The organism is Sporosarcina sp. Y1009 (assembly GCF_057669865.1).
Genome location: NZ_JBYHFO010000001.1, coordinates 71,357 through 94,579, shown reverse-complemented (window position 1 = coordinate 94,579; position 23,223 = coordinate 71,357). Strand labels below are relative to the sequence as shown.

The following is a 23,223-nucleotide window of genomic DNA, read 5'->3' as shown; positions in this document are numbered from 1 at the left end:
TTTTTTCCTTTATGCAGTATGTGCTTGGGTAGATTTTCTATTTCTTAGCCCTATGATCAGCGAAATAAGCGCAGAAATGATTGTGTAGATGAGTGCCCAACCCAATGGCGCTGCCCAGCCCACATTGTAATTGATTGGTAGAACGACTGTTGGAATATTTAAGATGATTAGTAGTATGATCGGCGCGAAAATATATTTTTTATATTTTAAACAACTAACTAACGTGACAAGTATGGTTAATAGGGGAGCGGAAATTAAATAAAATGGTATTTCCCACATTGAAATCCCTCCTTTCTGTTATTGATCAAATTGTTGGACTTGCTTTATACCTAATCGGGTGTCTTTCTCAAAAAACGAGGAATATCTAACATACCAAGAATATTGGTCTTCTATATCATTGGGATTATCAAATAGCTTTCCGTCAATTGTTACATTCCCGTAATCATAGTTATTTTTATTTAATGAATTTTGGATTGTCGTTATTGCTTTTAAGAATTCTTGTTTTGAAAGTTTTCTCGCATCAATTGCCATGTAAATATACAACGGCTTTTCAGGGGTAAACGCCTTATTCCAAACGGATTCTATATCATACTTTCCTTTGAGAATCTCCATTTGTACATTGACCTCAATTATTTCAGGAACGTCTTTGATAAGTAAACTGCTCAATTCTTCTACAGCTTCTTTTTCGTATTTCTTTATCAAACGTGTGTCTTGGTTAGCATAGTAAATTCCATCGTAATGAACGTTTGTTTTGAAGATACCGGTTATAGTAAAATCAAAGGCGTTTTGATTTGAATCGCCAATTCGAGTAACTCCAAAGTCATAACCGCTATTTTTAAAATTGTAAAAGGGTATGCCGATGGTAAAGCTTTCATCTGGGTAGTTATGATCTAAGTAACTAGTTAACGTCATTTTTGACAATTGTTTCGTGATTGGATTTCCGTTGAAAGCAGTGTAAAAGACTAACACTAGAACCGAAAGTACGATGATAATTAAGATATAGATCCATTTTTTCTTTTTCATGATCTACCTTCACTTCCTCTCAATTGTAGAATTAGCCATGCAATTAGTGCGCCGATTAATGCGAACAGTAAATGTAAACCCGCAACTATCAATGAACCATAGATATTATCAAAATTCGTTTCTGCAATTGTAGTTCCAATTGACCAAAAAAATACGGGGAGGAACGTAATTGCAATGACAATCTTTACGTTTTTGTAGAATAAATAAGTGAGTAATCCCAGGATCGTGTAAGATAATATAAAGCCAAAGCTGTCATTTAATAGCGTAGTGCGTATGGCCATAAAAAATGATAGGCTAACGAAAATGATTTGGTATAGGGAAAGTCTAAATGAGATTTTTGACATCATTTTTTCATGATTGATCGGAGAGGATAGTGTATCCTCTATGACCGGTTCTGCCGATAAATGTCTAAGTTCCGCACAGTCAGCACAATTTTTAAAATGCGTTTCTACATAGTCAATCGTTTCTTCTTGTAATAGTCCTTCACTGTATAAAGGTAGTAAATCCTCAATTATAGAACAATGTTTCGTCATCATTTCGCCTCCCTATCTTTTTGGAGTTTCAATTTCGCTCTATGGAAAGTGACCCGGACGTAATTTTCGCTTTTATCGACGAGTTGACTAATTTCATAAAACGATAGTTCACCATATATACGTAGCGTGACGATCTCTTTTTGGAGGTCATCGAGTGCTTGAATCCGCTGAATGAGGTTGCGGTTTTCTTCGTTTATCAGATAGATGTCTTCCGGTGATTTTACATTATCTAAGGAATCCGTCTTCAGCATTGTATTTAAGTTTTGGTTATACCGCTTAGATCGGTAATACTTCTTCAATAAATTTTTTGCAATGGCAAACAACCAAGTTTGTAATGTGGATTTTCCGGAAAAGGATTTAATCCCTTTACAGGCTTCATAGAAAACATCATGTGTTAAGTCTTCAGAAACTACTGGATCTCCAGTTTTGACATAGAAGAAAGCGAAAATTTTTGGCTGAATCTCCTGGTAAATTTCCTCTAATTTGTTCATGATGACCTCCTTTCTAAGATTGCCTTTATAATAGTAGTACCATGAGTTTGTATTTCGTTACATCATATTAATAAAAAAACGCATCCATATTGACGGATACGTTTTGAGTGGCGTTAAGATTCGTTTTATTTAGTTGTTCCGCTGCGATTGAAACAATGCGCCCAACCTTTAGCATGTTAAGTAATTTATGTATGGCCCCTCAGAGAACGACCTTATACAATTTAGAAGTATATGCTTTAATTTTAAGACGCTTGTTACTAGAAAAAAACGCTGCTATTTTGTAATAGCACACCCAAATGTGTAGTTAGCAATTAGCTTTTACACTTTATAATCCAGATTAAACGTAATAAAAAAGCGACCATATTAACATGATAGGCCGCCTTTCATTGCGTTTACATATTAGCTAATAACCGTTTGGCAATTTGCTGATACTCATCAGGACCGATGCCGGGTGCAAACTCTTCAGGCAGGTCTTCGAGTTCGGGTATTTTATAACCTTCTGGCATGCCCTCTTTAACAATTAATTTCTCACCACTAGTGGGATTAGTCCCTTTCCATATCTGACGAATGTCTTTATACTCTCCAGAATCATTCCAAGTAAATAAGACATTACCATATCCGCGATCTTCGTATTTTCTTGCAGTATCAAAAACCCGATTATCTAAATTAGGAATTGGCAGCATCTTAGTTAAATCAGTGCCAGTGGCCATTTCTAATGCTTTAGCATAGGCGAGTATATGAGTCCCGCCCCGAACGAGCAAATAACCAATCATTTCTCTTGCTGTAGGATGGTCAGTCATTTCATAAACGCGCATTTTATGTGTTCTTGCTCCGCATTCAAGAAAGAAATTGTGTAATAGATCAAGTACTAAATTTCCACTAGAAAAAACGTAATCTCCACGCCATGGATTACCCATTGAATCTCCAGGCATTGAAGTTTGAGCATTCGCGATGAAGGCATACGTATTTCGTTTGTTTTTAGCATCTTGTAGTGGTGTTAAGTTAGGGTCTGCAGTGAAGGAAGTACCTCTATTTACAATATTAATCGTATTCGAAACAAGTTCGACATGACCGAATTCTTCAGCTGTAATACTAGCGACTAAATCATAAAAAGGCTTGAACTTACTTTTTTGCCTAAAGTTAAATGATTGATACATATAGTTATTAAGCGTTGACATTTCACCAAATTTTCCACCCAACAGTTCTTGAACCGCAGAAGCAGCATTCGCATCGCCATATTCCGGGACAGGAAGATCAATTAGTAATTTATTTACGCGAGAGAACATTTTCTAAATTCACTCCTTTCATAAAAAGATTCATGCTTTGGTTATCCATACGATTTCTTGCATCCTCACATAAAATGGTGTTTTACTTTTACCAACCTCGATTACAACATGATCAGGGCTAACTGAACTTAGTAAGCCTTGTAGAGGGTTTTTTATCGTATTTATAATGACATTCGTATTTCTAAAACTGAGTAGTCTTTGATATAAGTAGGGATCTATGATATTTCTCATTTCAACTTGGGATTGTTTTCCATTCATCCAATTTCCACCTTTCAGCTGAAGTAGTCTACTGTATGAGTAAAAATGGTGGTGTATGAACACTTCATAAATAAGCGCTAGGATAGGTACAAATAGAAAAAAACGACTACTCATTATAGAGTGGTCGCCTTTAATGGACAGTTTGCCATATGGATAGGGTGAAGTTAGCCATTGTTAATCAACTTCGATGCAATTATTTTTTACTAGCCTAAGTATTTTTTTTGCTTAGCGTAGGTTCTTAAAATCTTTCTTTTTTTCAATAGCAATTAAAAACGGTGGGTTGTTCTGCTGGTTGATTTGTTCGTATTTTATGACTTGAACGTCTGACTGTTCCAGCGTATGAACATAGTTAAGAAGTGCTTCTCGCTCATTAGTTGCGCCAAGGTGTCCATTGTAAACAACGATTGAAATAATGCCGCCGACCTTTAGCATGTTAAGTAATTTATGTATCGCTTTTATAGTAGAATCAGGTTTTGTAATGATCGATAAATCATCACCCTGTGGCAGATACCCTAAATTAAATATAGCACCGCCAATTTCCTCCATTATGTATTGGTCTACATGTTCGTGACTATCTAAAATGAGTGAGACGCGGTTAGTTAACTTACCAAGGTGCGCTGTTGTTGAATCGATAGCAGATTGTTGAATATCGAAAGCATAGACATGTCCATGTTCACCGACATGTTCTGCTAAAAAAAGTGTATCGTTGCCATTACCCGCTGTGGCATCGACAACGATTTCACCGGGTAATACCGTTTCCGCAAGTAATCGCCTTGCGGAAGGGAGTACACGAAGAAGTTTCATAGTAAATTTGCGGCTCCTTTATAAAATTTTCCTTGCCAGCTATTTCGTCTCTCTAGTTCCTTATCTATCCCGTTTAATACTTCCCATTTAGTAACGCTCCACATCGGTCCAATCATAAGTTCAATCGGTCCATCGCCGGTAATCCGATGAACAATCATCTCAGGCGGTAGGATTTCGAGTTGGTCTGCAACAAGGCTGATGTATTCGTCTTTTCCAAGAAATTCGAGCACACCTTTTTCATATTGTTTCACCATAGGCGTTCCTTTTAGTAGGTGAAGTAAGTGGATTTTAATACCTTGGACGTCAAGTTTTGAGACTGCATGTGCAGTTTCCATCATCATGTCATGGTCTTCCATTGGCAGTCCATTAATAATATGCGTACACACGCGAATTCCGTGTTTCCGAAGTTTTTCTACCCCTTCAACATAGGTTGAAAAGTCGTGCGCCCTGTTAACCAGGTTCGCGGTCTTTTCGTGGACAGTCTGTAGACCGAGTTCAACCCATAAATAAGTACGTTCATTCAGTTCTGCTAAATATTCAACGACATCATCTGGTAGACAGTCTGGACGGGTCGCGATTGATAAACCAACAACGCCTTCTTGTGCAAGTGCTGCTTCGAATTTTTCTTTTAGTTTTGGAAGCGGGGCATGGGTGTTTGTGTAAGCTTGAAAATACGCCATTGGTTTGCCGTCTTTCCATTTTTTATGCATTCTTTCTTTAATTTCAGCAAACTGTACATCTATTGGATCTACGCGGTCTCCCGCAAAGTCACCCGATCCTGCAACACTACAAAATGTGCAGCCCCCGAAAGCAACAGTGCCGTCCCGGTTTGGGCAATCAAATCCCGCATCAAGTGCAACTTTAAATACTTTAAAACCAAATTCATCTTTTAAATATCTGGACCATGTATAATACCGTTTTCCTTCTGTAGGGAACGGAAGTGCTGTTGAATTCATATAGATTCACTCCTTAAGTTTAAATTATACCATGTTTAGGATAGCGTATTCCTCTTAAGAAAGGTAAATTATTGTCCGTTGCGTGGAGATTTCGGGAGGGAGTGGAAACGTTTTTACCAAGAAAGCAACGTTTGGGCCAAAGAAGTCAACGCTTCACCACAAAGCCGGCGCTTCCCACTACACCAGCGACTACACGACCCATTCCCCAACAAAATAAACCTATTTCAAAAACTTTCATAATTAAAAGACAGCGTTTCATTGCAACATGACGGAAACTTTGATTTAATTAAATAGAGAGATTGAATTATACTATTAAAAGATTTAAAGGGGGATGCAAGATGAAACCAATTTATTCATCTGCGAAGGAAGCGGTTGCAGACATCAGGGACGGCGCAACAATTATGGTCGGTGGCTTTGGCTTAGTTGGAATTCCAGAACAACTCATATTGGCGCTTGTTGAAAAAGGTGTTAAAGACTTAACGGTTATTTCAAATAACTGTGGGGTCGATGAATGGGGACTTGGACTTCTTTTAAAAGATAAACAGATTAAAAAAATGATAGGCTCATACGTTGGAGAAAACAAAGAATTTGAACGTCAAGTACTTTCAGGTGAAATAGAAGTAGAATTGACGCCACAAGGAACATTGGCGGAAAAAATCCGTGCAGGCGGTGCGGGAATTCCAGCATTCTTTACGCCGGCTGGGGTCGGTACAACAGTTGCGGAAGGAAAAGAAATTCGTGAATTCGAGGGGAAAGAATATGTACTCGAAGAATCACTGCGAGCGGATTTTTCATTAATTCGCGCTGCGAAAGCAGATAAATTCGGAAATCTTATTTACAATAAAACGGCACAAAACTTTAATCCGATAATGGCAGCGGCTGGCGCCATTACAATAGCAGAAGTTGAAGAAATCGTTGAAACAGGAGATTTGGATCCACAAACAATTCATACTCCAAGTATTTATGTTCAAGGACTTTTTCAAGCAGAACAAGAAAAACGCATCGAGCGATTAACAACTCGGTAATTGACGGAAAGGGGATTGTTTATAATGGGAAAAGTTAACTACAGAGAACGAATCGCAAGACGCGCTGAAAAAGAAATTGAAGATGGGAACTACGTTAACCTAGGAATCGGTATGCCGACACTTGTCGCAAACTATATTTCTGATGACAAAACAGTTGTCCTTCAATCTGAAAATGGACTTCTTGGAATTGGACCATATCCGACAGAAGATGAAGTCGATCCTGATTTGATTAACGCAGGAAAAGAAACAGTCACGTCTATCCCGGGTTCTGCATACTTTACGAGTGCTGAATCGTTTGCAATGATTCGTGGTGGTCATGTTGACGTCGCAATTCTTGGGGCCATGGAAGTTTCTGAAAAGGGTGACCTTGCCAACTGGATGATTCCGGGTAAGATGATTAAAGGAATGGGCGGCGCAATGGATTTGGTTCACGGCGCGAAGAAAATCATCGTAATCATGGATCATGTTGCAAGAGACGGTTCCGCTAAAATTAAAAAAGAGTGCGAACTTCCGCTGACAGGGAAACAAGTTGTCCATAAAATTATCACAGAGCGAGCAGCAATTGAAGTTACACCAGAAGGTCTAGAATTAAAAGAAGTTTTTGAAGGTTTTACGATTCAAGACGTCATCGATTCAACAGAGGCAACATTAATCGTGAAAAATGTTATAGAGAATGTAAAATAATAGTTGTTTAATTTACTTAATTCGGGTAAGCTAGAAACAATAGTTCGGCATTGAAGAGGAGCAGTAGTCTTTTTATATCACAAGTAGAGAGTCGACGGTTGGTGCAAGTCGATAGGTGATATAGCTAGGTGAACTCGCCTCGGAGCCAGTAAGAGCGAAATGTAGTAACTCTTGCCGTTATCCGCGTTAAGGAAACAAGTTGGACGGTTTACCGTCAATTTGGGTGGCACCGCGGGAGTTTGTAAACAAATCTCGTCCCTTATGTTTTTAAGGGACGGGATTTTTTATTTTGAAGGAGGAAGTTAGAATGAGTTACAATCATGGTCAAATCGAAAAAAAATGGCAAAATTATTGGCAAGAAAACAAGACGTATAAAATGGTCGATGATCCTTCAAAAGAGAAGTTTTACTGTCTTGATATGTTCCCTTATCCATCAGGTGCAGGACTTCATGTAGGGCATCCACTTGGGTATATCGCAACAGATATTTTAAGTTCGTTTAAACGGAAGCAAGGGTATAACGTTCTCCATCCGATGGGCTGGGATGCTTTCGGTTTACCTGCAGAGCAATACGCCATCGACACAGGAAATGACCCGGCTGAATTTACCGCGAAAAATATCGCTACCTTTAAACGCCAGATGAATGATTTAGGATTCTCCTATGACTGGGACCGTGAAGTCAATACGACAGATCCATCTTATTATAAATGGACACAGTGGATTTTCATCCAATTGTATAATAAAGGATTGGCGTATGTTGATGAAGTTGATGTGAACTGGTGTCCGGCGCTAGGTACAGTCCTTGCGAATGAAGAAATCATCGACGGTAAGTCTGAACGTGGGGGACATCGGGTTGAGCGACGTCCAATGCGTCAATGGGTTTTAAGAATTACGAATTATGCAGACCGTTTGCTGGAAGACCTAAATGATCTTGATTGGCCGGAAAGCTTAAAAGATATGCAGCGCAATTGGATTGGTCGTTCTGAGGGGGCACAGTTAAAGTTTGAGATTGATGGAACTGACTTATCTTTTGAAGGATTTACGACGCGTCCTGACACGATTTTCGGTGCAACCTATGCGGTATTAGCTCCAGAGCATAAACTGGTGAAACAAATTACAACGGATGAACAACAAGAAGCAGTTGCAAATTATTTGAATGAAGTGAAACTAAAGAGTGATCTAGAGCGCACAGATCTTGCAGATGAAAAGACAGGCGTATTTACAGGTGCTTATGCAATAAATCCAGCAAGCGGCGAAAAAATGCCAATTTGGATTGCGGATTATGTTCTAGCTTCTTACGGAACGGGAGCCATTATGGCAGTACCGGCTCATGACGAGCGAGACTATGAGTTTGCGGAAAAATTTGACCTGCCAATCATCGAAGTTGTCGCTGGCGGCGATGTATCAAAAGAAGCATATGTCGGTGATGGCGAACATATTAACTCTGGATTTTTAGATGGGCTTGGCAAAGATGAAGCGATCGAAAAATCCATTGCATGGTTTGTCGAGCAAGGCAAAGGTGAAAAGAAAATTTCGTATCGTTTACGCGATTGGTTATTTTCAAGACAACGTTATTGGGGAGAGCCGATTCCGATTATTCATTGGGAAGACGGCACGATGACTCCGGTTGATGAATCTGAATTGCCTTTGGAGTTGCCGGTAACTGATAATATTAAACCGAGCGGAACTGGTGAATCGCCACTTGCGAATATCGAAGAGTGGATTAATGTAGTTGACCCAGTTACCGGAATGAAAGGCCGCCGCGAGACGAACACGATGCCGCAATGGGCCGGAAGCTGCTGGTATTACCTGCGCTACATCGATCCAGATAATGATGAAATGATCATTGACCCAGAACTTGCAAAACGTTGGTTGCCTGTTGATATTTATGTTGGCGGGGCAGAACATGCCGTACTTCACTTATTGTACGCACGTTTTTGGCATAAAGTACTTTTTGATATCGGTGTTGTTGAAACGAAAGAGCCATTCCAAAAGTTGTTTAACCAAGGAATGATTTTAGGCGAAGGCAATGAAAAAATGTCCAAATCGATTGGAAATGTTATTAATCCTGATGATATTGTTCATTCACACGGTGCCGATTCACTACGTCTATATGAAATGTTCATGGGACCACTTGATGCATCGAAAGCATGGAATACGAATGGTCTTGACGGTGCGCGTCGATTCCTTGACCGAATTTGGCGCTTATATGTCAATGAGGATGGTTCGTTAGGCGAGAAAATTCGCGGAGAATCAACTGGACCACTTGAAAAAGTGTATCACCAAACAGTGAAAAAAGTGACAGCTGATTTTGAAGCGATGCATAATAACACAGCGATTTCCCAGCTTATGGTGTTTATCAACGATTGTTATAAAGCGGAGTCGGTTCCAACGGAGTATGCAGTAGGCTTTGTTAAATTGATATCCCCAATTGTGCCGCATCTTGCAGAAGAACTTTGGGAAAAGCTTGGCTATACAGATACGATTACGTACGAAGCATGGCCAACATATGATGAGTCGAAACTTGTCGATGAAACAGTAGAGATTGCTGTTCAGATTAACGGAAAAGTTCGTACGAGAATTGTCGTTGCGAAAGACAGTTCAAAAGAAGAGCTTGAAGAAATGGCATTACAAGATGAGAAAGTACAAGAGTTTCTTGAGGGTAAAGAAGTGAAGAAAATTATCGGAATTCCGGGTAGATTAGTCAATATTGTAGCACCTTAATTAACAATTAGTAACCATAAAAGTGTGCGTTTTCCTTATGGGAGAGCGCACTCTTTTTTATTTGTGTATATAAGGGAATAAACGCATGAGCACCGAGCACAACCATACTCGCAGCGGGAGCAACCTGCTACGCAACGGGAATAAAAACCCCTCCACGGTAATAGAAAAAATCCATGAAAGAGTATCATACTCCTTCACGGATTTTCTTATGATTATGACAAATCTGTCGCATACTCTCCAGCATTCATACCAGCAATTCTACCCGTAACTAACGCGGATGTAATATTATAGCCGCCTGTATAGCCGTGAATGTCTAATATTTCACCACAGAAGTACAACCCTGCTTTCTTTCGTGAAGCCATTGTTTTTGGAACAATTTCTTTAACGGATACGCCGCCGCCCGTAACAAATGCTTTTTCCATCGGTTGAGAGCCGTTCACGGTCATCGTGAAGGCTTTCAGTAGCTTAGCGAGCGCACGAAGTTTATCGGCAGCCATCGTTGCACCGATATCGGACTCTGCGATGCCAGCGCGGTTAAATAAAAAGATTAACCATCGTTCCGGAACAATCCCTTTCAATGAATTATTCACTTGTTTTTTTGGATCTTCTTTTACGGTAGAGTTCAATAATTGAAATACTTGTTCTTCATTCATTGAAGGCAGGGAGTCGATTTTCATGTCAACGGGAACATTTCCATTTTTCATTCGTTCTTTTACTACAAACTGACTGCATCGTAAAATGGCAGGTCCACTTAGTCCGAAATGAGTAAATAACATGTCCATTTGATGTGTGATTAATGTTTTGCCTTTACCGTTTAATACAGAAACTGCCACGTCGCGAAGTGCGAGACCTTGTAATTCCTTCGAAACGATAAACGATTCATTCGACAGTAAAGGAACCTCGGTTGGAAATAGTTTCGTAATCGTATGGCCAGCTCTTTCTGCCCATGGATATCCGTCACCTGTACTGCCGGTCTGCGGTACTGCTTTTCCGCCAACAGCGAGTACGACAGCTTTTGCTTGTATTTCTTCACCCGTAACTAAACGGACACCAAGTATTTTTTCATCATTCATTAATAACTTTTCCACACGGGTTTCAATCCGCTTTTCTACATGTAACCGATCCATTTCCGTCAGCATTGCATTTACTACATCCTTTGCTTTATTGGAAACGGGAAACATGCGCCCGTGATCCTCTTCTTTTAATGCAACGCCTAGCCCTTCGAAGAAGTTAATAATGTCATCATTATTGAATACGGAAAACGGGCCGTATAAGAATCGCCCATTACCCGGAATGTTTTTAATGATTTCTTCTTGAGGTAATCGATTCGTTACGTTACAACGACCGCCTCCGGAAATGGCTAGTTTAGTACCAAGCTTTTTCCCTTTTTCAATCAGCAGAACTTTTTGTCCGTTTTCTGCAGCGGCGATGGAAGCCATTAAACCTGAAGGCCCAGCACCAACTATTATCACGTCATACATATATAGACCACACTTTCGTTTCGTTTTTCCTCCATTATACACATTTCGCGGTTATACGTTGTTAAATACGATATTCGAGGGTAAACTATTAAGAGGTAGATTTAAGAAGAGTAGATTGGAAGGATTAAAACTATGTCGTCAAAACTTGTAAAAGGTACTGCCATATTAACAATCGGGCTCTTTCTTTCCAAAGCGCTCGGACTTTTATATTTAATTCCTTTATATGCAATCGTAGGGAAGGAAAGCATGGGTCTATACCAATATGCTTATATCCCTTACAATATCGCACTCGCAATTGCAATATCAGGTGCTCCATTAGCGGTTTCGAGATTTGTAGCTAGACATAACGCGCTAGGAGATTACGCAACAGGAAGAAAAATGTTGAAATCAGGAATGCTGTATATGGTCATTTCAGGTGTTCTTGCATTTCTCGTATTGTTTTTCTTAGCTGAACCAATTGCACATCTTGTCATTCGTGATGAAGAACAAATTTTCTCCATTGAACAAATCACGACGGTCATTCGCTGGGTCAGTTATGCACTGCTTGTCGTTCCAGTAATGAGCATAGTTCGCGGGTTTTTGCAAGGTTATAATAAAATGGAACCTACAGCTGTTTCTCAATTAATCGAACAAATTGTACGGATTATTGCCGTTCTTGTTGGTGCTTTTATTGTCGTCAGTTTTATGGGAGAATCTCCAGAGAAAGCGATTAATTTTGCAGTCTTCGCAGCATTTATCGGAGGACTAGCGGGACTAGGCGTTCTTTATTGGTATTGGAAAAAATATAAACCGGAATTTGATTATTTATTGGACAATAGTGTGAAACCTGCAGAGGAAACATCATTTTTCAAAATGTATAAAGAATTATTCTCTTACTTACTACCGTTCATACTCGTTGGCGTGATCAATCCATTATACCAATTTGTAGATATGGTAACGTTTAATGGTGCGATGAAGTCAATAGGACAGTCAACTGTATCCGATAACTATTTAACCATGTTAAATTTACTGACACATAAATTTGTTATGATTCCTGTCATGGTGGCTACAGGTTTTTCAATGGCGCTTATTCCTGTATTGACAACGTATTTTACAAAAAATGACCAAAAAGGAATTACTCGATCACTCGATCAAACATACCAAATTATGTTGTTTTTAACGATTCCACTTGTTCTTGGATTAATGATTCTTTCAAGTGAATTTTATCAATTATTGTATGAATTAGATCCGATGGGTTCAAAAATTCTTGCAACATACGCACCAGTTGCCATACTTTTTGGATTGTACACAGTCACAGCAGCAATCCTACAAGGCATTGATCGTCATAAGTGGATTTTATTTAATTCGCTCGTAGGGCTTTTGATCAAATTAATGATCAACATTCCACTTATAAAATTGTTTGAAACGAATGGTGCTATTTTAGCAACCGCCATTGGGTATACGATTGCAGTCGGATTAAATATCGGGATTATCACAAAGACACTTCACTACCGTTCGCAAATGGTCTTCAGAAGAATTGTTCTTATCGGGATATTGAATTTAGTCATGTTTGTTGCCGTTTATTTCACACTCAAAGGCTTAAACGCATTTAGCGAAGTGGATGGTAAGATGCACGCACTCTTATACATTCTCATTTGTACATTTGTCGGCGGAGCGATTTACGGATATTTAGCATTAAAAACAGGCCTTGCTCAAAAAATATTTGGTAAACGTATCACAAGATTTACAGATAAGTTAGGATTTTAGGAGGAAAAATATGCGTCTAGATAAATTATTATCAAATATGGGATTTGGCTCACGAAAAGAAGTACATCAGTTACAGAAAAAGGGGGCTGTTCGTGTTAACGGCGAAACAGAAAAGAAACCCGCAGTAAACATTGATACTGAAAATGATGTCGTAACCGTTCTAGGAGAACCTGTTGTCTATCGGGAATTCATTTACATAATGATGAACAAACCCCAAGACGTCATTTCGGCGACAGAAGATCGACATGATAAAACAGTCGTCGACATATTAGATGCTGAGTTTCGTCATTTTAAACCGTTTCCAGTAGGTCGTCTTGATAAAGATACGGAAGGGTTTCTACTTCTTTCGAATGATGGTAAACTGTCTCATAATTTACTCTCACCGAAAAAGAATGTACCGAAAACCTATTTTGCGAAGATTGACGGCGTGGTTACGGAAGCTGATATTAAAAGCTTTGCAGAAGGAGTCATTCTAGATGATGGGTATGAAACAAAACCAGGTGTTTTGAAAATTATATCGTCAGGTGAAATATCCGAAATTGAACTCACAATTACAGAAGGTAAATTTCATCAAGTTAAAAGAATGTTTGAAGCAGTTGGAAAGAAAGTTGTCTATTTAAAGCGATTTTCAATGGGGCCATTGCAACTTGATGAATCATTACCTCTAGGTGATTACCGGGAGTTAACGAATGAAGAAATTGAATTGTTGTATTCAATAGGTGAATAAGTAAAAAAAGGCTTAAACGCATTGTGCGTTTAAGCCCTTTTTCTTAAGAAATAACTTCTCTAGATGTAGTCGTCCATTTTCCTCGAACCGGACTGGTAACGAGATCATTGTATTTTAAAACATTTAAATCCCGTTGCGCAGTTCGAGAAGTAATATCAAATTCATCGACAATGTTTTGTGTCGTCACTGTACCATTTTCACGTACATACAGATAGACATCTTTAACTCGGGTAAGCATACGATCAGTTGTAGTATTCAAGTGTGTTACGCACTCCTTTGTCATCATATTCCAATAAGCCAATGGTCATGAGATTTGTGAATGTTGCTAATTACACTTTGAAATCGATGCCAGCCGCACTTCCTTCCATAAATCAATAGTCTTGATGATTGGAATGTTCTGTCAATATAATTATACCTTAATTTAAAAAGAATTGCACAATAATTCAATGAAATTTACAAAAAAAATACATTGTTCTTTATTTTGATAGGCAAACATGTAAAAATAGAAGAGGACATATAATACGATAGAATAGAAGTTAAGAAACTGAAAAGAGGAATGGATTAGATGATTTATTTTATTGATGGGCAATTTACGAAACGTGATGAACTGAAAATTTCAATTGATGACAGAGGTTATTATTTTGGGGACGGCGTTTACGAAGTAGTTAAAGTATATAATGACGAATTTTTCACACTCAAAGAACATTTACAAAGATTGTTTGCGAGTGCAGCAAAAATAAAACTAACCATTCCTTTTTCTGAGCAACAGCTAATGGACGTAGCAAAAGAACTGTTGAAGGTAAATCAAATAACAAATGGTCATATCTATATGCAAGTGACACGGGGATCATCGATAAGAACACATCAATTTCCAAATCCGTCTGTGCCAGCTGTTGTGACAGCTTATGCAGTAGAGGGTGAAAGACCTGTTGTAGATATGGAGAACGGGGTTGCAATTAAATCAGTTGATGATATTCGTTGGTTACGTTGCGATATAAAAAGTCTGAATTTGCTTGGCAGTGTTTTGGCGAAACAAGAAGCGCATGAAGCTGGATGTATTGAAGCAATTCTTCATAGAGATGGAGTTGTTACAGAAGGATCATCTACAAATATGTTTGGCATAAAAAATGGTGTAATCTATACACATCCTGTCTCAAACTTGATCCTAGAAGGAATCACGCGTCATGTCGTGTTAAACTTATGTAAGGAACTCAGTATACCGGTAGTGGAAGAAGCATTTACGCTAAAAGAAGCTTATGAAATGGATGAATTCTTTTATACTTCTACAACTGCTGAGGTCATGCCAGTAACAACGATAGATGGACGTGAAATAGGGGACGGAAAACGAGGCAGTCTTACGACAAAACTACAAGAAGCATTTTCTTTACAAATTCCAACTTCTTTAAACCGTTCAATATAAGACACGAATAATTACTGGAGGAGAATGAAGATGAATAGCTTTACTTTTCATAATATGAAATTGAATTGGTTAAATGGTGGACTGAACTTTTTGGACGGGGGAACGATGTTTGGACCAGTCCCTAAGGTACTTTGGTCTCGCAGATACCAAGTGGATGATAATAATTTGATTGAACTACGTACAGATCCGATTCTTATTCAATATGAAAATAAAAATATTTTAATTGATACAGGGCTTGGAAATGGGAAACTAAGTGAAAAATTGAAGAGAAATTTAGGTGTGACTGATGAATCTCATGTCGAAGAAAGTTTAAGTGAGCTCGGTTTTACACCAGATGATATTGATCTTATCCTGATGACTCATTTACATAACGACCATGCCGCAGGACTGACCAAGTGGCAAAATGGTCAGCTTGTGTCGGTATTTCCGAATGCGGACATTTATACGTCTCAAGTAGAATGGGATGAAATGCGAAACCCTAATATTCGTTCGAAAAATACCTATTGGAAAGAAAATTGGGAACCCATTCAGGATCAAGTGAAAACTTTTGAGGATAGCTTATCTATTCTTCCTGGAATTGAAATGATCCATACAGGCGGACATAGTAACGGTCATGCTGTTATTAAATTGACGCAAGAAGATGAAACAATCTTACATATGGGCGATTTAATGCCAACACATGCACATAGTAATCCACTTTGGGTTCTCTCCTATGATGACTATCCAATGGACTCGATTGCCGCAAAGGAAAAGTTGATGAAAGAAGGACTCGAAGGGAATTACTGGTTTAGTTTTTATCATGATGCAGTTTATAGACTTGTAAAATGGGACGAGTCCGGCAAAAAAATAATTGAATGCGTTAAAAAGCCAAAACTTCATGATTGATCAACAAAAAAACCGTTATCTAGGATAATAGAATCCTAGATAACGGTTTTATTATTTATTGTTTAGTAAGTTCCACGACTGTACCAGTTGTTGAGTTTGCGGCAAATTCGAATTGTTCGAGTTCACCATTCTTTATACGTGAGATGCCACCACGATAGACGTCCATTTTAATTGCGTTATTTTGAAATGGTTCTGTTTTCATAACAATCCATGAGCCATCAATTGGTCCTTCTTCTTTAAAAGCGTTTTTAATCGTTTTTAATACAGCATCTGCAGGAACATTTGGATCGACACGGTCAATAACTTTACTGACAACGATACCGGCTGCGACGCCAGTTAAAATACCAGCTAGAAAATCTTTGAATTTCACAGTGAGTTACCCCCTAACAAGTCTTTTTTTCAGTGTATCACAGAATAGAGGGAAGCTACAAAAATAGATGAGAAGAAAAAACAATTCGATTCTCTAAATAAGATGGAATTTTTCTGATTAATCGTCTACACTGAATAATGTACATATTAAATTTCGGATTACGTATTAAAAAAATAGGGGGCTATATTTAATGAATAATGATACTTTGAAAATGTTTAAAACGCTAACAGAATTACCTGGTGCACCGGGTAACGAACACGCTGTGCGTAACTATATGCGTCAAGAACTTACGAAATACTCAGATGAGATCGTACAAGACAATCTCGGAGGAATATTCGGTGTAAGAAAAGGTCCAGAAAATAGTCCGCGTATCATGGTAGCGGGTCATATGGATGAAGTAGGGTTTATGGTAAGCGCTATTACTGAAAATGGTATGATACGATTTCAAACGTTGGGCGGTTGGTGGAGCCAGGTATTACTTGCGCAGCGCGTGGAAATCATTACAGATGCTGGTCCAGTTATTGGTGTAATTGGATCGATTCCACCACATTTACTAAGTGATGAAGTTCGAAATAAACCAATGGATATTAAAAATATGTTGATTGATATAGGTGCAGATGATAAAGAGGATGCAAAGAAAATCGGCATCAAGCCTGGGCAACAAATTGTTCCGATTTGTCCATTTACACCGATGGCAAACGATAAAAAAATTCTTGCGAAAGCTTGGGATAATCGCTATGGATGTGGACTTGCGATTGAACTGATGAAAGAAGTTCACGGTAAAGAATTGCCGAATACTTTATATTCCGGGGCTAACGTCTTAGAAGAGGTAGGGCTTCGAGGTGCACAAGCAGCAGCAACGATGATTAATCCCGATTTGTTTTTTGCTTTAGATGCCAGTCCCGCAAATGATGCTTCTGGAGATAAAAACGAATTTGGTCAACTTGGACAAGGAACTTTATTACGTATTCTAGATCGATCTATGGTGACACATCGTGGAATGCGAGAATTTATACTTGATACTGCAGAAACACATAATATTCCGTATCAGTATTTCATTTCACAAGGTGGAACGGACGCTGGACGTGTGCATATGTCCAACGAAGGTGTTCCAAGTGCAGTTATAGGGATTTGTTCCCGCTATATTCATACTGCCGCATCCATCATCCATACAGATGATTATGCAGCGGCGAAAGAATTACTTGTTAAGCTTGTAACAACTTGCGATAAAACAACACTTGAGACTATCAAAAGCAACGTATAATTGACTTGCTAGCTACAAATAGATTCGAGGAAGGAAAGAGCGATATACAACTGCGTACTAAGTTCGCAATCACGTAGCATCGCCCAAGCTTCCTCACAAGCTCCAGCGGGAAAACTTGATAAGGGTTTCTCGCGGGAGGTATCTACAGGTGTAGACGCGTTGTTAATATTCTCGGTTGGTGAGATTACAATCTTAGAGTTACCAGTCATTTTAAATAAGGTGTGAACATGAATGGACTTTATCATCGGAACAACTAATAAAGCAAAATTACATGCATGCGAAGCTGTACTAAAACAATACTTTCCTAATTCAAAAATAACAGGTATCAGTGTAAGTTCCGATGTTTCAGATCAACCTTTCGGAGATGAGGAGACATTAGAGGGTGCTTTAAATCGTGCGAGAAAAGCAAGTGAAAGTGGTGAATCCGCTGTTGGTATTGGACTAGAGGGCGGCGTCCGTTATGTAAATAAGCAACTTTATATTTGTAATTGGGGTGCATTACATTTACCAGACGGTTCTAGCTTTACAGCAGGTGGTGCACAAATTGAGTTACCGATTGATATTGCGAGAGAAATTCAAGATGGGAAAGAACTTGGCCCAGTTATAGAAAAACACTTTAGAAAAGATAATATAAGACATAATGAAGGCGCTATGGGTATACTAACAAATGGGACAATCAGTAGGACAGATTTATTTGCGCATATCCTTCATTTATTAATGGGGCAATGGCAGTATTCAACCACACTAGAACTAAAGAATTAGTACTTTACTAATCCAATGGTTTGCATCTGCTACATAAGAACTTTAAAATAATATATATTAACAAGATTAGATGGGAGGAAATCGAATGTTCCGTTCTTGGAAATTCATATTCCTAGTGATGGCATTAACACTTTTCCTGGCGGCATGTGGTAAATCTCTGGAAGAGAATGCTGATGCAGGACTGAAAACGGCAGAAATAACTTTTTTTGAAAGTGATAAAGTTGCCAATGCAGAAGTTGGTGATGTGAATTTTTACAAACCAAACGATTTTTCGATAAAAGATGAATCTGATTCTCAAAATATATTATTAACGACAAAAGATGATACATTTATCTTGTTTAATAATCCGAATGAGGATATGAATAGTCAGCTTTTTTATGATTTATTAAAAGCTGATACAACAAAAGTTATTGTAGATGAGAAAACATTTACAGAAGGCGATACTTTTGGTTTTGCTGCTGTAGTAGAAAGTAACGATAAGGTAGAACTAGTTACCAGTGTTGGTGGGACAAAAATCACGACACTCTCAAGCCAAAAAGATGTAGAGAAGAATCTGGTGCTTATGATGGAAATCCTACGTTCGATTAAGAAAAACTAGAATCAAAAAATAATGAACGGTCTGCCGAAACCAATATTGGCACCGTTCTTTTTATTGGAGGTTGTTAACAATGAAATCTAAAGAACTTGTAACCATTCTAAAAAAACGTTTACCTTCAGAGAACTTTGTGTGGAAATTCGATGAAAAAGCAGATAATGTTCGTCTTGATCATAAAACGTTAAACAAAGGAATGGATATCTCATTACCTGAGATTCTTTCAAAGTATGATAATAAAAAAGATGTTGCTATAGACGAGATTGTCTATATAATTGAATCTACTTTTCAAGCAATGGAACTTGAGCAGACGAAAGGATTTGAAGCAGGAAGACCTATTTATCCAGTCATTCGGTCCACTTCATTTCCAGAAGAAACTGCAGACGGCAATCGTTTTGTGATGAAAGAACATACTGCAGAGACAAGAATTTACTATGCACTCGATTTAGGTAAAACTTACCGTTTAATCGATGAAGGGATGCTGGAAACACTCGGTCAATCTGAAGAGGAGCTAAAAGAAGCAGCACTATTTCGGGTTAGATCATTACCGACATCGATGAAAGAAGATGTAGTGGATGGTAATCATTATTATTTTGTTAATAACAATGACGGATATGACGCAAGTCGGATATTGAATGGTGCATTCCTAAAAGAGATGGAAGAAAAAATTCAAGGGGATATGACGGTTTCCGTTCCCCATCAAGATGTTCTCATTATTGGAGACATTAGAAACAAAACTGGTTATGATGTTCTAGCACAAATGACAATGCATTTCTTTACGCAAGGTACTGTGCCTGTTACATCACTCTCTTTTATATATGAGGATGGAAAATTAGAGCCTATATTTATCATGGCGAAAAATCGTGTTGCACGAAGGAAAGGGAAATAGTAAAATGATTATTTTTTATAATGAAAAAGGTGTTGGCGATGTATTATTAGTCCAACTTGAATTGGAAAAACCAAATGAGATGGCAACAGAAACATTTGGAGATGTAACGATCATTAAAGATGTAGAAAAAGAAAAAGTAGTTGCATTCAACCTGTTTAATGCATCAAAGTATCTACAAGTGGTAGCAAACGGCGAAGTCGAGTTAACAGAAGCGGTAGTTGAAAAAGTACAAGCTGCATTAAATGACAACCAAGTCGATTTGAAACTTGATGTAGACTTTTCGCCAAAGTTCGTGATCGGACATGTTATTAAAAAAGAAAAACATCCGAATGCAGATAGATTGAACGTCTGTACAGTAGATGTCGGTACCGAAACGCTACAAATTGTTTGTGGAGCGGCAAATGTCGATGTCGACCAAAAAGTTGTTGTCGCCAAAGTTGGAGCAGTCATGCCTTCAGGTTTAGTCATTAAAGATGCTGAACTACGTGGTGTTCCTTCATCAGGTATGATTTGTTCTGCGAGTGAATTAGCTGTGCCAGATGCCGAAACGGGTGTAGGGATCTTAGTACTCGACGAGTCAAGTATTGTTGGACAACCATATAAATAGTAACAACGACGAAAGCGTGCCATCTGGTACGTTTTTCTTATTTTAGTATAAAATTTGATTTAGGCTTTGGAAAACTGCTAAACTAGATTAATCGACATGAAATGAGTGATTGGCTTGAAGTGGTTTAAAAGATTACTAAATCGATTAGATACTGAGGAAAAACAAGAAAATGAAATAGCAGAAGAACCAGAACAAGAAAAATACAATTCTGTAGAGCAAAATATACAAGAACGTCCAACATTCCGTTTTCCGATTATTACAGATGCTGAGATTTATGGATGGGACGATGATGACGAACTAATACAAACACCGAAACTTAAAAATACACCTAAAAAAACAGATGATGATTTTGTACCGATACCCTTTTATCAAAATGAAAGATGGCCAGGAAAGAATGTTCAAACAACTATCCATCGAGCAAGTGATTATAAGGGGAAAGAACAAAGAGAACCTCTTGTAGAACCAGAAGAAACGATTCATAAGCAGATTGAACGAAAACAAACACTTAAAGGCACGAGGAGTTTTAGTCCGACAAATGTCCCGTCGCCCATCTATGGCTATAAACGTAATAGTATTAGAAAAAGATCAGAAGAGATGGTAGAAGAACAACAACAAACGAGTCCTAAACAAGTTGTTTTTTCAGAACAAAAAATAGACAATGATGTTTTCGAAGAGTTAAATGAAGAAATCTATAAAACACCTATTTTAGAACCAGAAGTAAAACCAGAAGAAATCCTAATTGATGAAGGTATTAATCATGAACAAGGAGCTGCTCTATCCGAAAATCTGTTTACTGATGAGACGCAGCCGCAATTATCAGGACACGCAGATGACCAGGTAGAAGAAGTTCAAAATGAGCAAATAGCTGAACGATCAGAAGGCCCGATTATTGAAGAACCACAATTAGCGGTACAATCAGAAGTTCAGATAGATGAAGAATCTCATAATAAGCAAGAACCCGAACTATCAAAAGAATTGGTTGTAGAAGAAATTCAAGAGCGAGTAAATATGGATTCCACTAAACTGTTAGCAAAAGAAACTCATATCGAGCATGACGCTGACCGAGCGATTGACTCGATTATTAAAGAGGTTGAACATCAACCTGAAAAAGTTGAGACGAAAAAAGAACGAAGTCTTCCATTTAATGTATTAATGTTGAAGAGTGACAAAGCTAGTCTAGCTTCAAGAAAACAAGAGAAGATTGAAAAACCTCAAGAAGCACCTGTTGACCAGATTGTGGAAAAAGAGCTCATGAGTGATGCAGATAATCGCGAGGAACATTATGCGTTCCCATCACCACAATTACTCATCGCACCAGAACTGCAAGTTGAAGACTCTGATTGGCTCGATAGCCAATCTGCTAAGCTTGAAGAGTCTTTGTCGCATTTTGGCGTGCAAGCAGAGGTGATTGAAGCTGTTCAAGGACCCACAGTCACTCGTTTTGAGTTGACGGTAGGGCAGGGGACAAAAGTTAGTCGTGTTCGGAATTTAACGGACGATTTAAAACTAACATTAGCTGCTAAAGAAATTCGAATTCAAGCGCCAATTCCAGGTAAAAGTTCAATAGGGATTGAAATTCCTAACCGTAAAACGAGACCGGTACGAATCTCTGAAGTCATTAACTCGGAAAGTTTTCAAAACTCGACGTCACCTCTTGAAGCGGTCCTCGGACTCGGCTTAACTGGTGAACCGATAACGCTAGACTTGCGAAAAATGCCACATGGCCTAATTGCCGGAGCTACAGGCTCTGGTAAATCCGTGTGCATAAATTCAATTCTTGTAAGTCTTCTATACAAAGCGAAACCTACGGATTTGAAAATGATGCTAATTGATCCGAAAATGGTTGAATTGGCGCCCTTTAATGGCATACCACACCTCATTAGTCCTGTCATCACTGATGTAAAAGCAGCTACAGCTGCTTTAAAATGGGCGGTTGCAGAAATGGAGCGGCGTTATGAGTTATTGGCTCATACAGGTGTGCGAGATATTGAAAGATACAATAAAGTGGTTGAAGAAAACGAACAATATTCTTTAAAAATGCCTTATTTATTGATCGTTATTGATGAGTTATCAGATTTAATGATGATGTCACCTGCTGACGTAGAAGTTTCGATTATTCGAATTGCCCAAAAAGCACGTGCATGTGGGATTCACCTAATTATTGCAACGCAACGTCCATCTGTTGACGTGATTACAGGGACGATTAAGGCCAATATTCCAACGCGTATTGCCTTTTCAGTATCATCACAAGTAGACTCTCGGACAATTATTGATACAATAGGTGCAGAGCGACTTCTTGGTAGAGGGGATATGTTATATTTAGGAAATGGACAGTCTGCCTCTGTTCGCCTTCAAGGGACATTTGTAACCGATGATGAGATAGAACGTATAATAGAACATGTTCAACGAGAAGCATCCCCCAATTATTTATTTGGTCAGGAAGAGTTGTTAAAAACAGCTGTAGAGGAAGAGGATACAGATCCTTTGTTTGAAGAAGCTTGCTTATTTATTTTTGAACAAGGTAGTGCTTCTACGTCTCTCCTGCAACGGAATTTTAGTATTGGATATAATCGTGCTGCCAAGTTAATGGACAGCATTGAAAAACGTGGGTTTATATCGGAGCAACGAGGAAGTCGTGCACGAGATGTTTTCATAACGGAAACTGATTTAGAAAGACTTTCGGAAGTTATATCCTAAT

At 38.5% G+C, this 23,223-nt stretch carries 24 protein-coding genes and 1 other annotated feature; of the genes, 13 read left to right on the top strand and 11 right to left on the bottom strand.

What is annotated here, in order from left to right; genetic code table 11:
• Positions 1–9 precede the first annotated feature (9 nt).
• The 8 genes from AC25Y1_RS00445 to mnmL all read right to left on the bottom strand — a co-directional run bounded on the left by AC25Y1_RS00445 (position 10) and on the right by mnmL (position 5,351).
• The gene (locus AC25Y1_RS00445; RefSeq protein WP_488145968.1) at positions 10–279 is read right to left on the bottom strand and encodes a DUF2651 family protein; all 270 of its coding nucleotides are present in this window, start codon (positions 277–279) and stop codon (positions 10–12) included.
• An 18-nt stretch (positions 280–297) separates the two neighbouring features.
• Positions 298–1,023 (bottom strand): YfjL-like protein, encoded by a 726-nt coding sequence (locus tag AC25Y1_RS00440; protein ID WP_488145967.1) that lies wholly within the window; start codon positions 1,021–1,023, stop codon positions 298–300.
• Positions 1,020–1,556: a zf-HC2 domain-containing protein gene (locus tag AC25Y1_RS00435; RefSeq protein WP_488145966.1), complete on the bottom strand. Its 537-nt coding sequence runs from the start codon at positions 1,554–1,556 to the stop codon at positions 1,020–1,022. The genes AC25Y1_RS00440 and AC25Y1_RS00435 overlap by 4 nt, the downstream gene beginning before the upstream one ends.
• A complete protein-coding gene (locus AC25Y1_RS00430; RefSeq protein WP_488145965.1) occupies positions 1,556–2,047 on the bottom strand; it encodes an RNA polymerase sigma factor in 492 nt (163 codons plus the stop codon). Before AC25Y1_RS00430 ends, AC25Y1_RS00435 begins: the two co-directional genes overlap by 1 nt.
• Before the next feature lie 392 nt (positions 2,048–2,439).
• Positions 2,440–3,333 (bottom strand): manganese catalase family protein, encoded by an 894-nt coding sequence (locus AC25Y1_RS00425; RefSeq protein ID WP_488145964.1) that lies wholly within the window; start codon positions 3,331–3,333, stop codon positions 2,440–2,442.
• 30 nt (positions 3,334–3,363) lie between these two features.
• Positions 3,364–3,591 carry a DUF2642 domain-containing protein gene (locus tag AC25Y1_RS00420; RefSeq protein ID WP_488145963.1) on the bottom strand — a complete coding sequence of 76 codons (228 nt, stop codon included), beginning with the start codon at positions 3,589–3,591 and terminating at the stop codon, positions 3,364–3,366.
• 225 nt (positions 3,592–3,816) lie between these two features.
• Positions 3,817–4,395 (bottom strand): tRNA 5-(aminomethyl)-2-thiouridylate-methyltransferase MnmM, encoded by a 579-nt coding sequence (gene mnmM, locus AC25Y1_RS00415; RefSeq protein ID WP_488145962.1) that lies wholly within the window; start codon positions 4,393–4,395, stop codon positions 3,817–3,819.
• Positions 4,392–5,351, bottom strand: a complete 960-nt coding sequence (mnmL, locus tag AC25Y1_RS00410) for a tRNA modification radical SAM protein MnmL/YtqA (protein WP_488145961.1) — start codon at positions 5,349–5,351, stop codon at positions 4,392–4,394. Before mnmL ends, mnmM begins: the two co-directional genes overlap by 4 nt.
• A 338-nt stretch (positions 5,352–5,689) precedes the next feature.
• Between mnmL and AC25Y1_RS00405 the strand changes: the two genes are divergently transcribed.
• The 3 genes from AC25Y1_RS00405 to leuS all read left to right on the top strand — a co-directional run bounded on the left by AC25Y1_RS00405 (position 5,690) and on the right by leuS (position 9,782).
• Positions 5,690–6,376, top strand: a complete 687-nt coding sequence (locus AC25Y1_RS00405; RefSeq protein ID WP_488145960.1) for a CoA transferase subunit A — start codon at positions 5,690–5,692, stop codon at positions 6,374–6,376.
• Between the two features lie 24 nt (positions 6,377–6,400).
• A complete protein-coding gene (locus AC25Y1_RS00400; protein WP_488145959.1) occupies positions 6,401–7,060 on the top strand; it encodes a 3-oxoacid CoA-transferase subunit B in 660 nt (219 codons plus the stop codon).
• Positions 7,061–7,101: 41 nt separating this feature from the next.
• Positions 7,102–7,323 (top strand) — a binding site (T-box leader).
• A gap of 44 nt (positions 7,324–7,367) precedes the next feature.
• The gene (gene leuS / locus AC25Y1_RS00395; RefSeq protein ID WP_488145958.1) at positions 7,368–9,782 is read left to right on the top strand and encodes a leucine--tRNA ligase; all 2,415 of its coding nucleotides are present in this window, start codon (positions 7,368–7,370) and stop codon (positions 9,780–9,782) included.
• 212 nt (positions 9,783–9,994) lie between these two features.
• Here the strand turns inward: leuS and AC25Y1_RS00390 are convergent, their stop codons facing one another.
• On the bottom strand, positions 9,995–11,263 hold the full coding sequence (locus tag AC25Y1_RS00390) for a BaiN/RdsA family NAD(P)/FAD-dependent oxidoreductase (protein ID WP_488145957.1): 1,269 nt from the start codon (positions 11,261–11,263) through the stop codon (positions 9,995–9,997).
• Positions 11,264–11,395: 132 nt separating this feature from the next.
• Between AC25Y1_RS00390 and AC25Y1_RS00385 the strand changes: the two genes are divergently transcribed.
• On the top strand, positions 11,396–13,009 hold the full coding sequence (locus tag AC25Y1_RS00385) for a putative polysaccharide biosynthesis protein (protein WP_488145956.1): 1,614 nt from the start codon (positions 11,396–11,398) through the stop codon (positions 13,007–13,009).
• Positions 13,010–13,019: 10 nt separating this feature from the next.
• Complete coding sequence (locus tag AC25Y1_RS00380) at positions 13,020–13,736, top strand: pseudouridine synthase (RefSeq protein ID WP_488145955.1); 717 nt, start codon at positions 13,020–13,022, stop codon at positions 13,734–13,736.
• A gap of 43 nt (positions 13,737–13,779) precedes the next feature.
• On the opposite strand, the gene AC25Y1_RS00375 is transcribed toward AC25Y1_RS00380, so the two are convergent.
• Positions 13,780–13,995, bottom strand: a complete 216-nt coding sequence (locus AC25Y1_RS00375; RefSeq protein WP_488145954.1) for a DeoR family transcriptional regulator — start codon at positions 13,993–13,995, stop codon at positions 13,780–13,782.
• 306 nt (positions 13,996–14,301) lie between these two features.
• On the opposite strand from AC25Y1_RS00375, the gene dat reads away from it, so the two are divergent.
• Together dat and AC25Y1_RS00365 are read left to right on the top strand one after the other, a co-directional pair.
• The gene (dat, locus tag AC25Y1_RS00370; protein ID WP_488145953.1) at positions 14,302–15,156 is read left to right on the top strand and encodes a D-amino-acid transaminase; all 855 of its coding nucleotides are present in this window, start codon (positions 14,302–14,304) and stop codon (positions 15,154–15,156) included.
• A 30-nt stretch (positions 15,157–15,186) separates the two neighbouring features.
• A complete protein-coding gene (locus AC25Y1_RS00365) occupies positions 15,187–16,041 on the top strand; it encodes a YtnP family quorum-quenching lactonase (RefSeq protein ID WP_488145952.1) in 855 nt (284 codons plus the stop codon).
• A 55-nt stretch (positions 16,042–16,096) separates the two neighbouring features.
• Here AC25Y1_RS00365 and AC25Y1_RS00360 read toward each other — a convergent pair whose 3' ends face one another.
• Positions 16,097–16,411 (bottom strand): hypothetical protein, encoded by a 315-nt coding sequence (locus tag AC25Y1_RS00360; protein WP_488145951.1) that lies wholly within the window; start codon positions 16,409–16,411, stop codon positions 16,097–16,099.
• Between the two features lie 190 nt (positions 16,412–16,601).
• Between AC25Y1_RS00360 and AC25Y1_RS00355 the strand changes: the two genes are divergently transcribed.
• The 6 genes from AC25Y1_RS00355 to AC25Y1_RS00330 all read left to right on the top strand — a co-directional run bounded on the left by AC25Y1_RS00355 (position 16,602) and on the right by AC25Y1_RS00330 (position 23,222).
• Entirely contained in the window at positions 16,602–17,675 is a 1,074-nt protein-coding gene (locus tag AC25Y1_RS00355) for a M42 family metallopeptidase (protein WP_488145950.1), read from the top strand.
• Positions 17,676–17,906: 231 nt separating this feature from the next.
• Positions 17,907–18,437: a DUF84 family protein gene (locus tag AC25Y1_RS00350; protein WP_488145949.1), complete on the top strand. Its 531-nt coding sequence runs from the start codon at positions 17,907–17,909 to the stop codon at positions 18,435–18,437.
• 85 nt (positions 18,438–18,522) lie between these two features.
• The gene (locus AC25Y1_RS00345; RefSeq protein ID WP_488145948.1) at positions 18,523–19,035 is read left to right on the top strand and encodes a hypothetical protein; all 513 of its coding nucleotides are present in this window, start codon (positions 18,523–18,525) and stop codon (positions 19,033–19,035) included.
• A 70-nt stretch (positions 19,036–19,105) separates the two neighbouring features.
• Entirely contained in the window at positions 19,106–19,918 is an 813-nt protein-coding gene (locus AC25Y1_RS00340; RefSeq protein ID WP_488145947.1) for a DUF1444 domain-containing protein, read from the top strand.
• Positions 19,919–19,922: 4 nt separating this feature from the next.
• The gene (gene ytpR / locus AC25Y1_RS00335) at positions 19,923–20,525 is read left to right on the top strand and encodes a YtpR family tRNA-binding protein (RefSeq protein WP_488145946.1); all 603 of its coding nucleotides are present in this window, start codon (positions 19,923–19,925) and stop codon (positions 20,523–20,525) included.
• 114 nt (positions 20,526–20,639) lie between these two features.
• Complete coding sequence (locus AC25Y1_RS00330) at positions 20,640–23,222, top strand: DNA translocase FtsK (protein ID WP_488145945.1); 2,583 nt, start codon at positions 20,640–20,642, stop codon at positions 23,220–23,222.
• Position 23,223 lies beyond the last annotated feature (1 nt).

Coding starts and splice junctions, on each gene's coding strand:
- AC25Y1_RS00445 (WP_488145968.1), bottom strand. CDS start 279: ATGTGGGAAATACCATTTTATTTAATTTCCGCTCCCCTATTAACCATA.
- AC25Y1_RS00440 (WP_488145967.1), bottom strand. CDS start 1,023: ATGAAAAAGAAAAAATGGATCTATATCTTAATTATCATCGTACTTTCG.
- AC25Y1_RS00435 (WP_488145966.1), bottom strand. CDS start 1,556: ATGACGAAACATTGTTCTATAATTGAGGATTTACTACCTTTATACAGT.
- AC25Y1_RS00430 (WP_488145965.1), bottom strand. CDS start 2,047: ATGAACAAATTAGAGGAAATTTACCAGGAGATTCAGCCAAAAATTTTC.
- AC25Y1_RS00425 (WP_488145964.1), bottom strand. CDS start 3,333: ATGTTCTCTCGCGTAAATAAATTACTAATTGATCTTCCTGTCCCGGAA.
- AC25Y1_RS00420 (WP_488145963.1), bottom strand. CDS start 3,591: ATGAATGGAAAACAATCCCAAGTTGAAATGAGAAATATCATAGATCCC.
- mnmM (WP_488145962.1), bottom strand. CDS start 4,395: ATGAAACTTCTTCGTGTACTCCCTTCCGCAAGGCGATTACTTGCGGAA.
- mnmL (WP_488145961.1), bottom strand. CDS start 5,351: ATGAATTCAACAGCACTTCCGTTCCCTACAGAAGGAAAACGGTATTAT.
- AC25Y1_RS00405 (WP_488145960.1), top strand. CDS start 5,690: ATGAAACCAATTTATTCATCTGCGAAGGAAGCGGTTGCAGACATCAGG.
- AC25Y1_RS00400 (WP_488145959.1), top strand. CDS start 6,401: ATGGGAAAAGTTAACTACAGAGAACGAATCGCAAGACGCGCTGAAAAA.
- leuS (WP_488145958.1), top strand. CDS start 7,368: ATGAGTTACAATCATGGTCAAATCGAAAAAAAATGGCAAAATTATTGG.
- AC25Y1_RS00390 (WP_488145957.1), bottom strand. CDS start 11,263: ATGTATGACGTGATAATAGTTGGTGCTGGGCCTTCAGGTTTAATGGCT.
- AC25Y1_RS00385 (WP_488145956.1), top strand. CDS start 11,396: ATGTCGTCAAAACTTGTAAAAGGTACTGCCATATTAACAATCGGGCTC.
- AC25Y1_RS00380 (WP_488145955.1), top strand. CDS start 13,020: ATGCGTCTAGATAAATTATTATCAAATATGGGATTTGGCTCACGAAAA.
- dat (WP_488145953.1), top strand. CDS start 14,302: ATGATTTATTTTATTGATGGGCAATTTACGAAACGTGATGAACTGAAA.
- AC25Y1_RS00365 (WP_488145952.1), top strand. CDS start 15,187: ATGAATAGCTTTACTTTTCATAATATGAAATTGAATTGGTTAAATGGT.
- AC25Y1_RS00355 (WP_488145950.1), top strand. CDS start 16,602: ATGAATAATGATACTTTGAAAATGTTTAAAACGCTAACAGAATTACCT.
- AC25Y1_RS00350 (WP_488145949.1), top strand. CDS start 17,907: ATGGACTTTATCATCGGAACAACTAATAAAGCAAAATTACATGCATGC.
- AC25Y1_RS00345 (WP_488145948.1), top strand. CDS start 18,523: ATGTTCCGTTCTTGGAAATTCATATTCCTAGTGATGGCATTAACACTT.
- AC25Y1_RS00340 (WP_488145947.1), top strand. CDS start 19,106: ATGAAATCTAAAGAACTTGTAACCATTCTAAAAAAACGTTTACCTTCA.
- ytpR (WP_488145946.1), top strand. CDS start 19,923: ATGATTATTTTTTATAATGAAAAAGGTGTTGGCGATGTATTATTAGTC.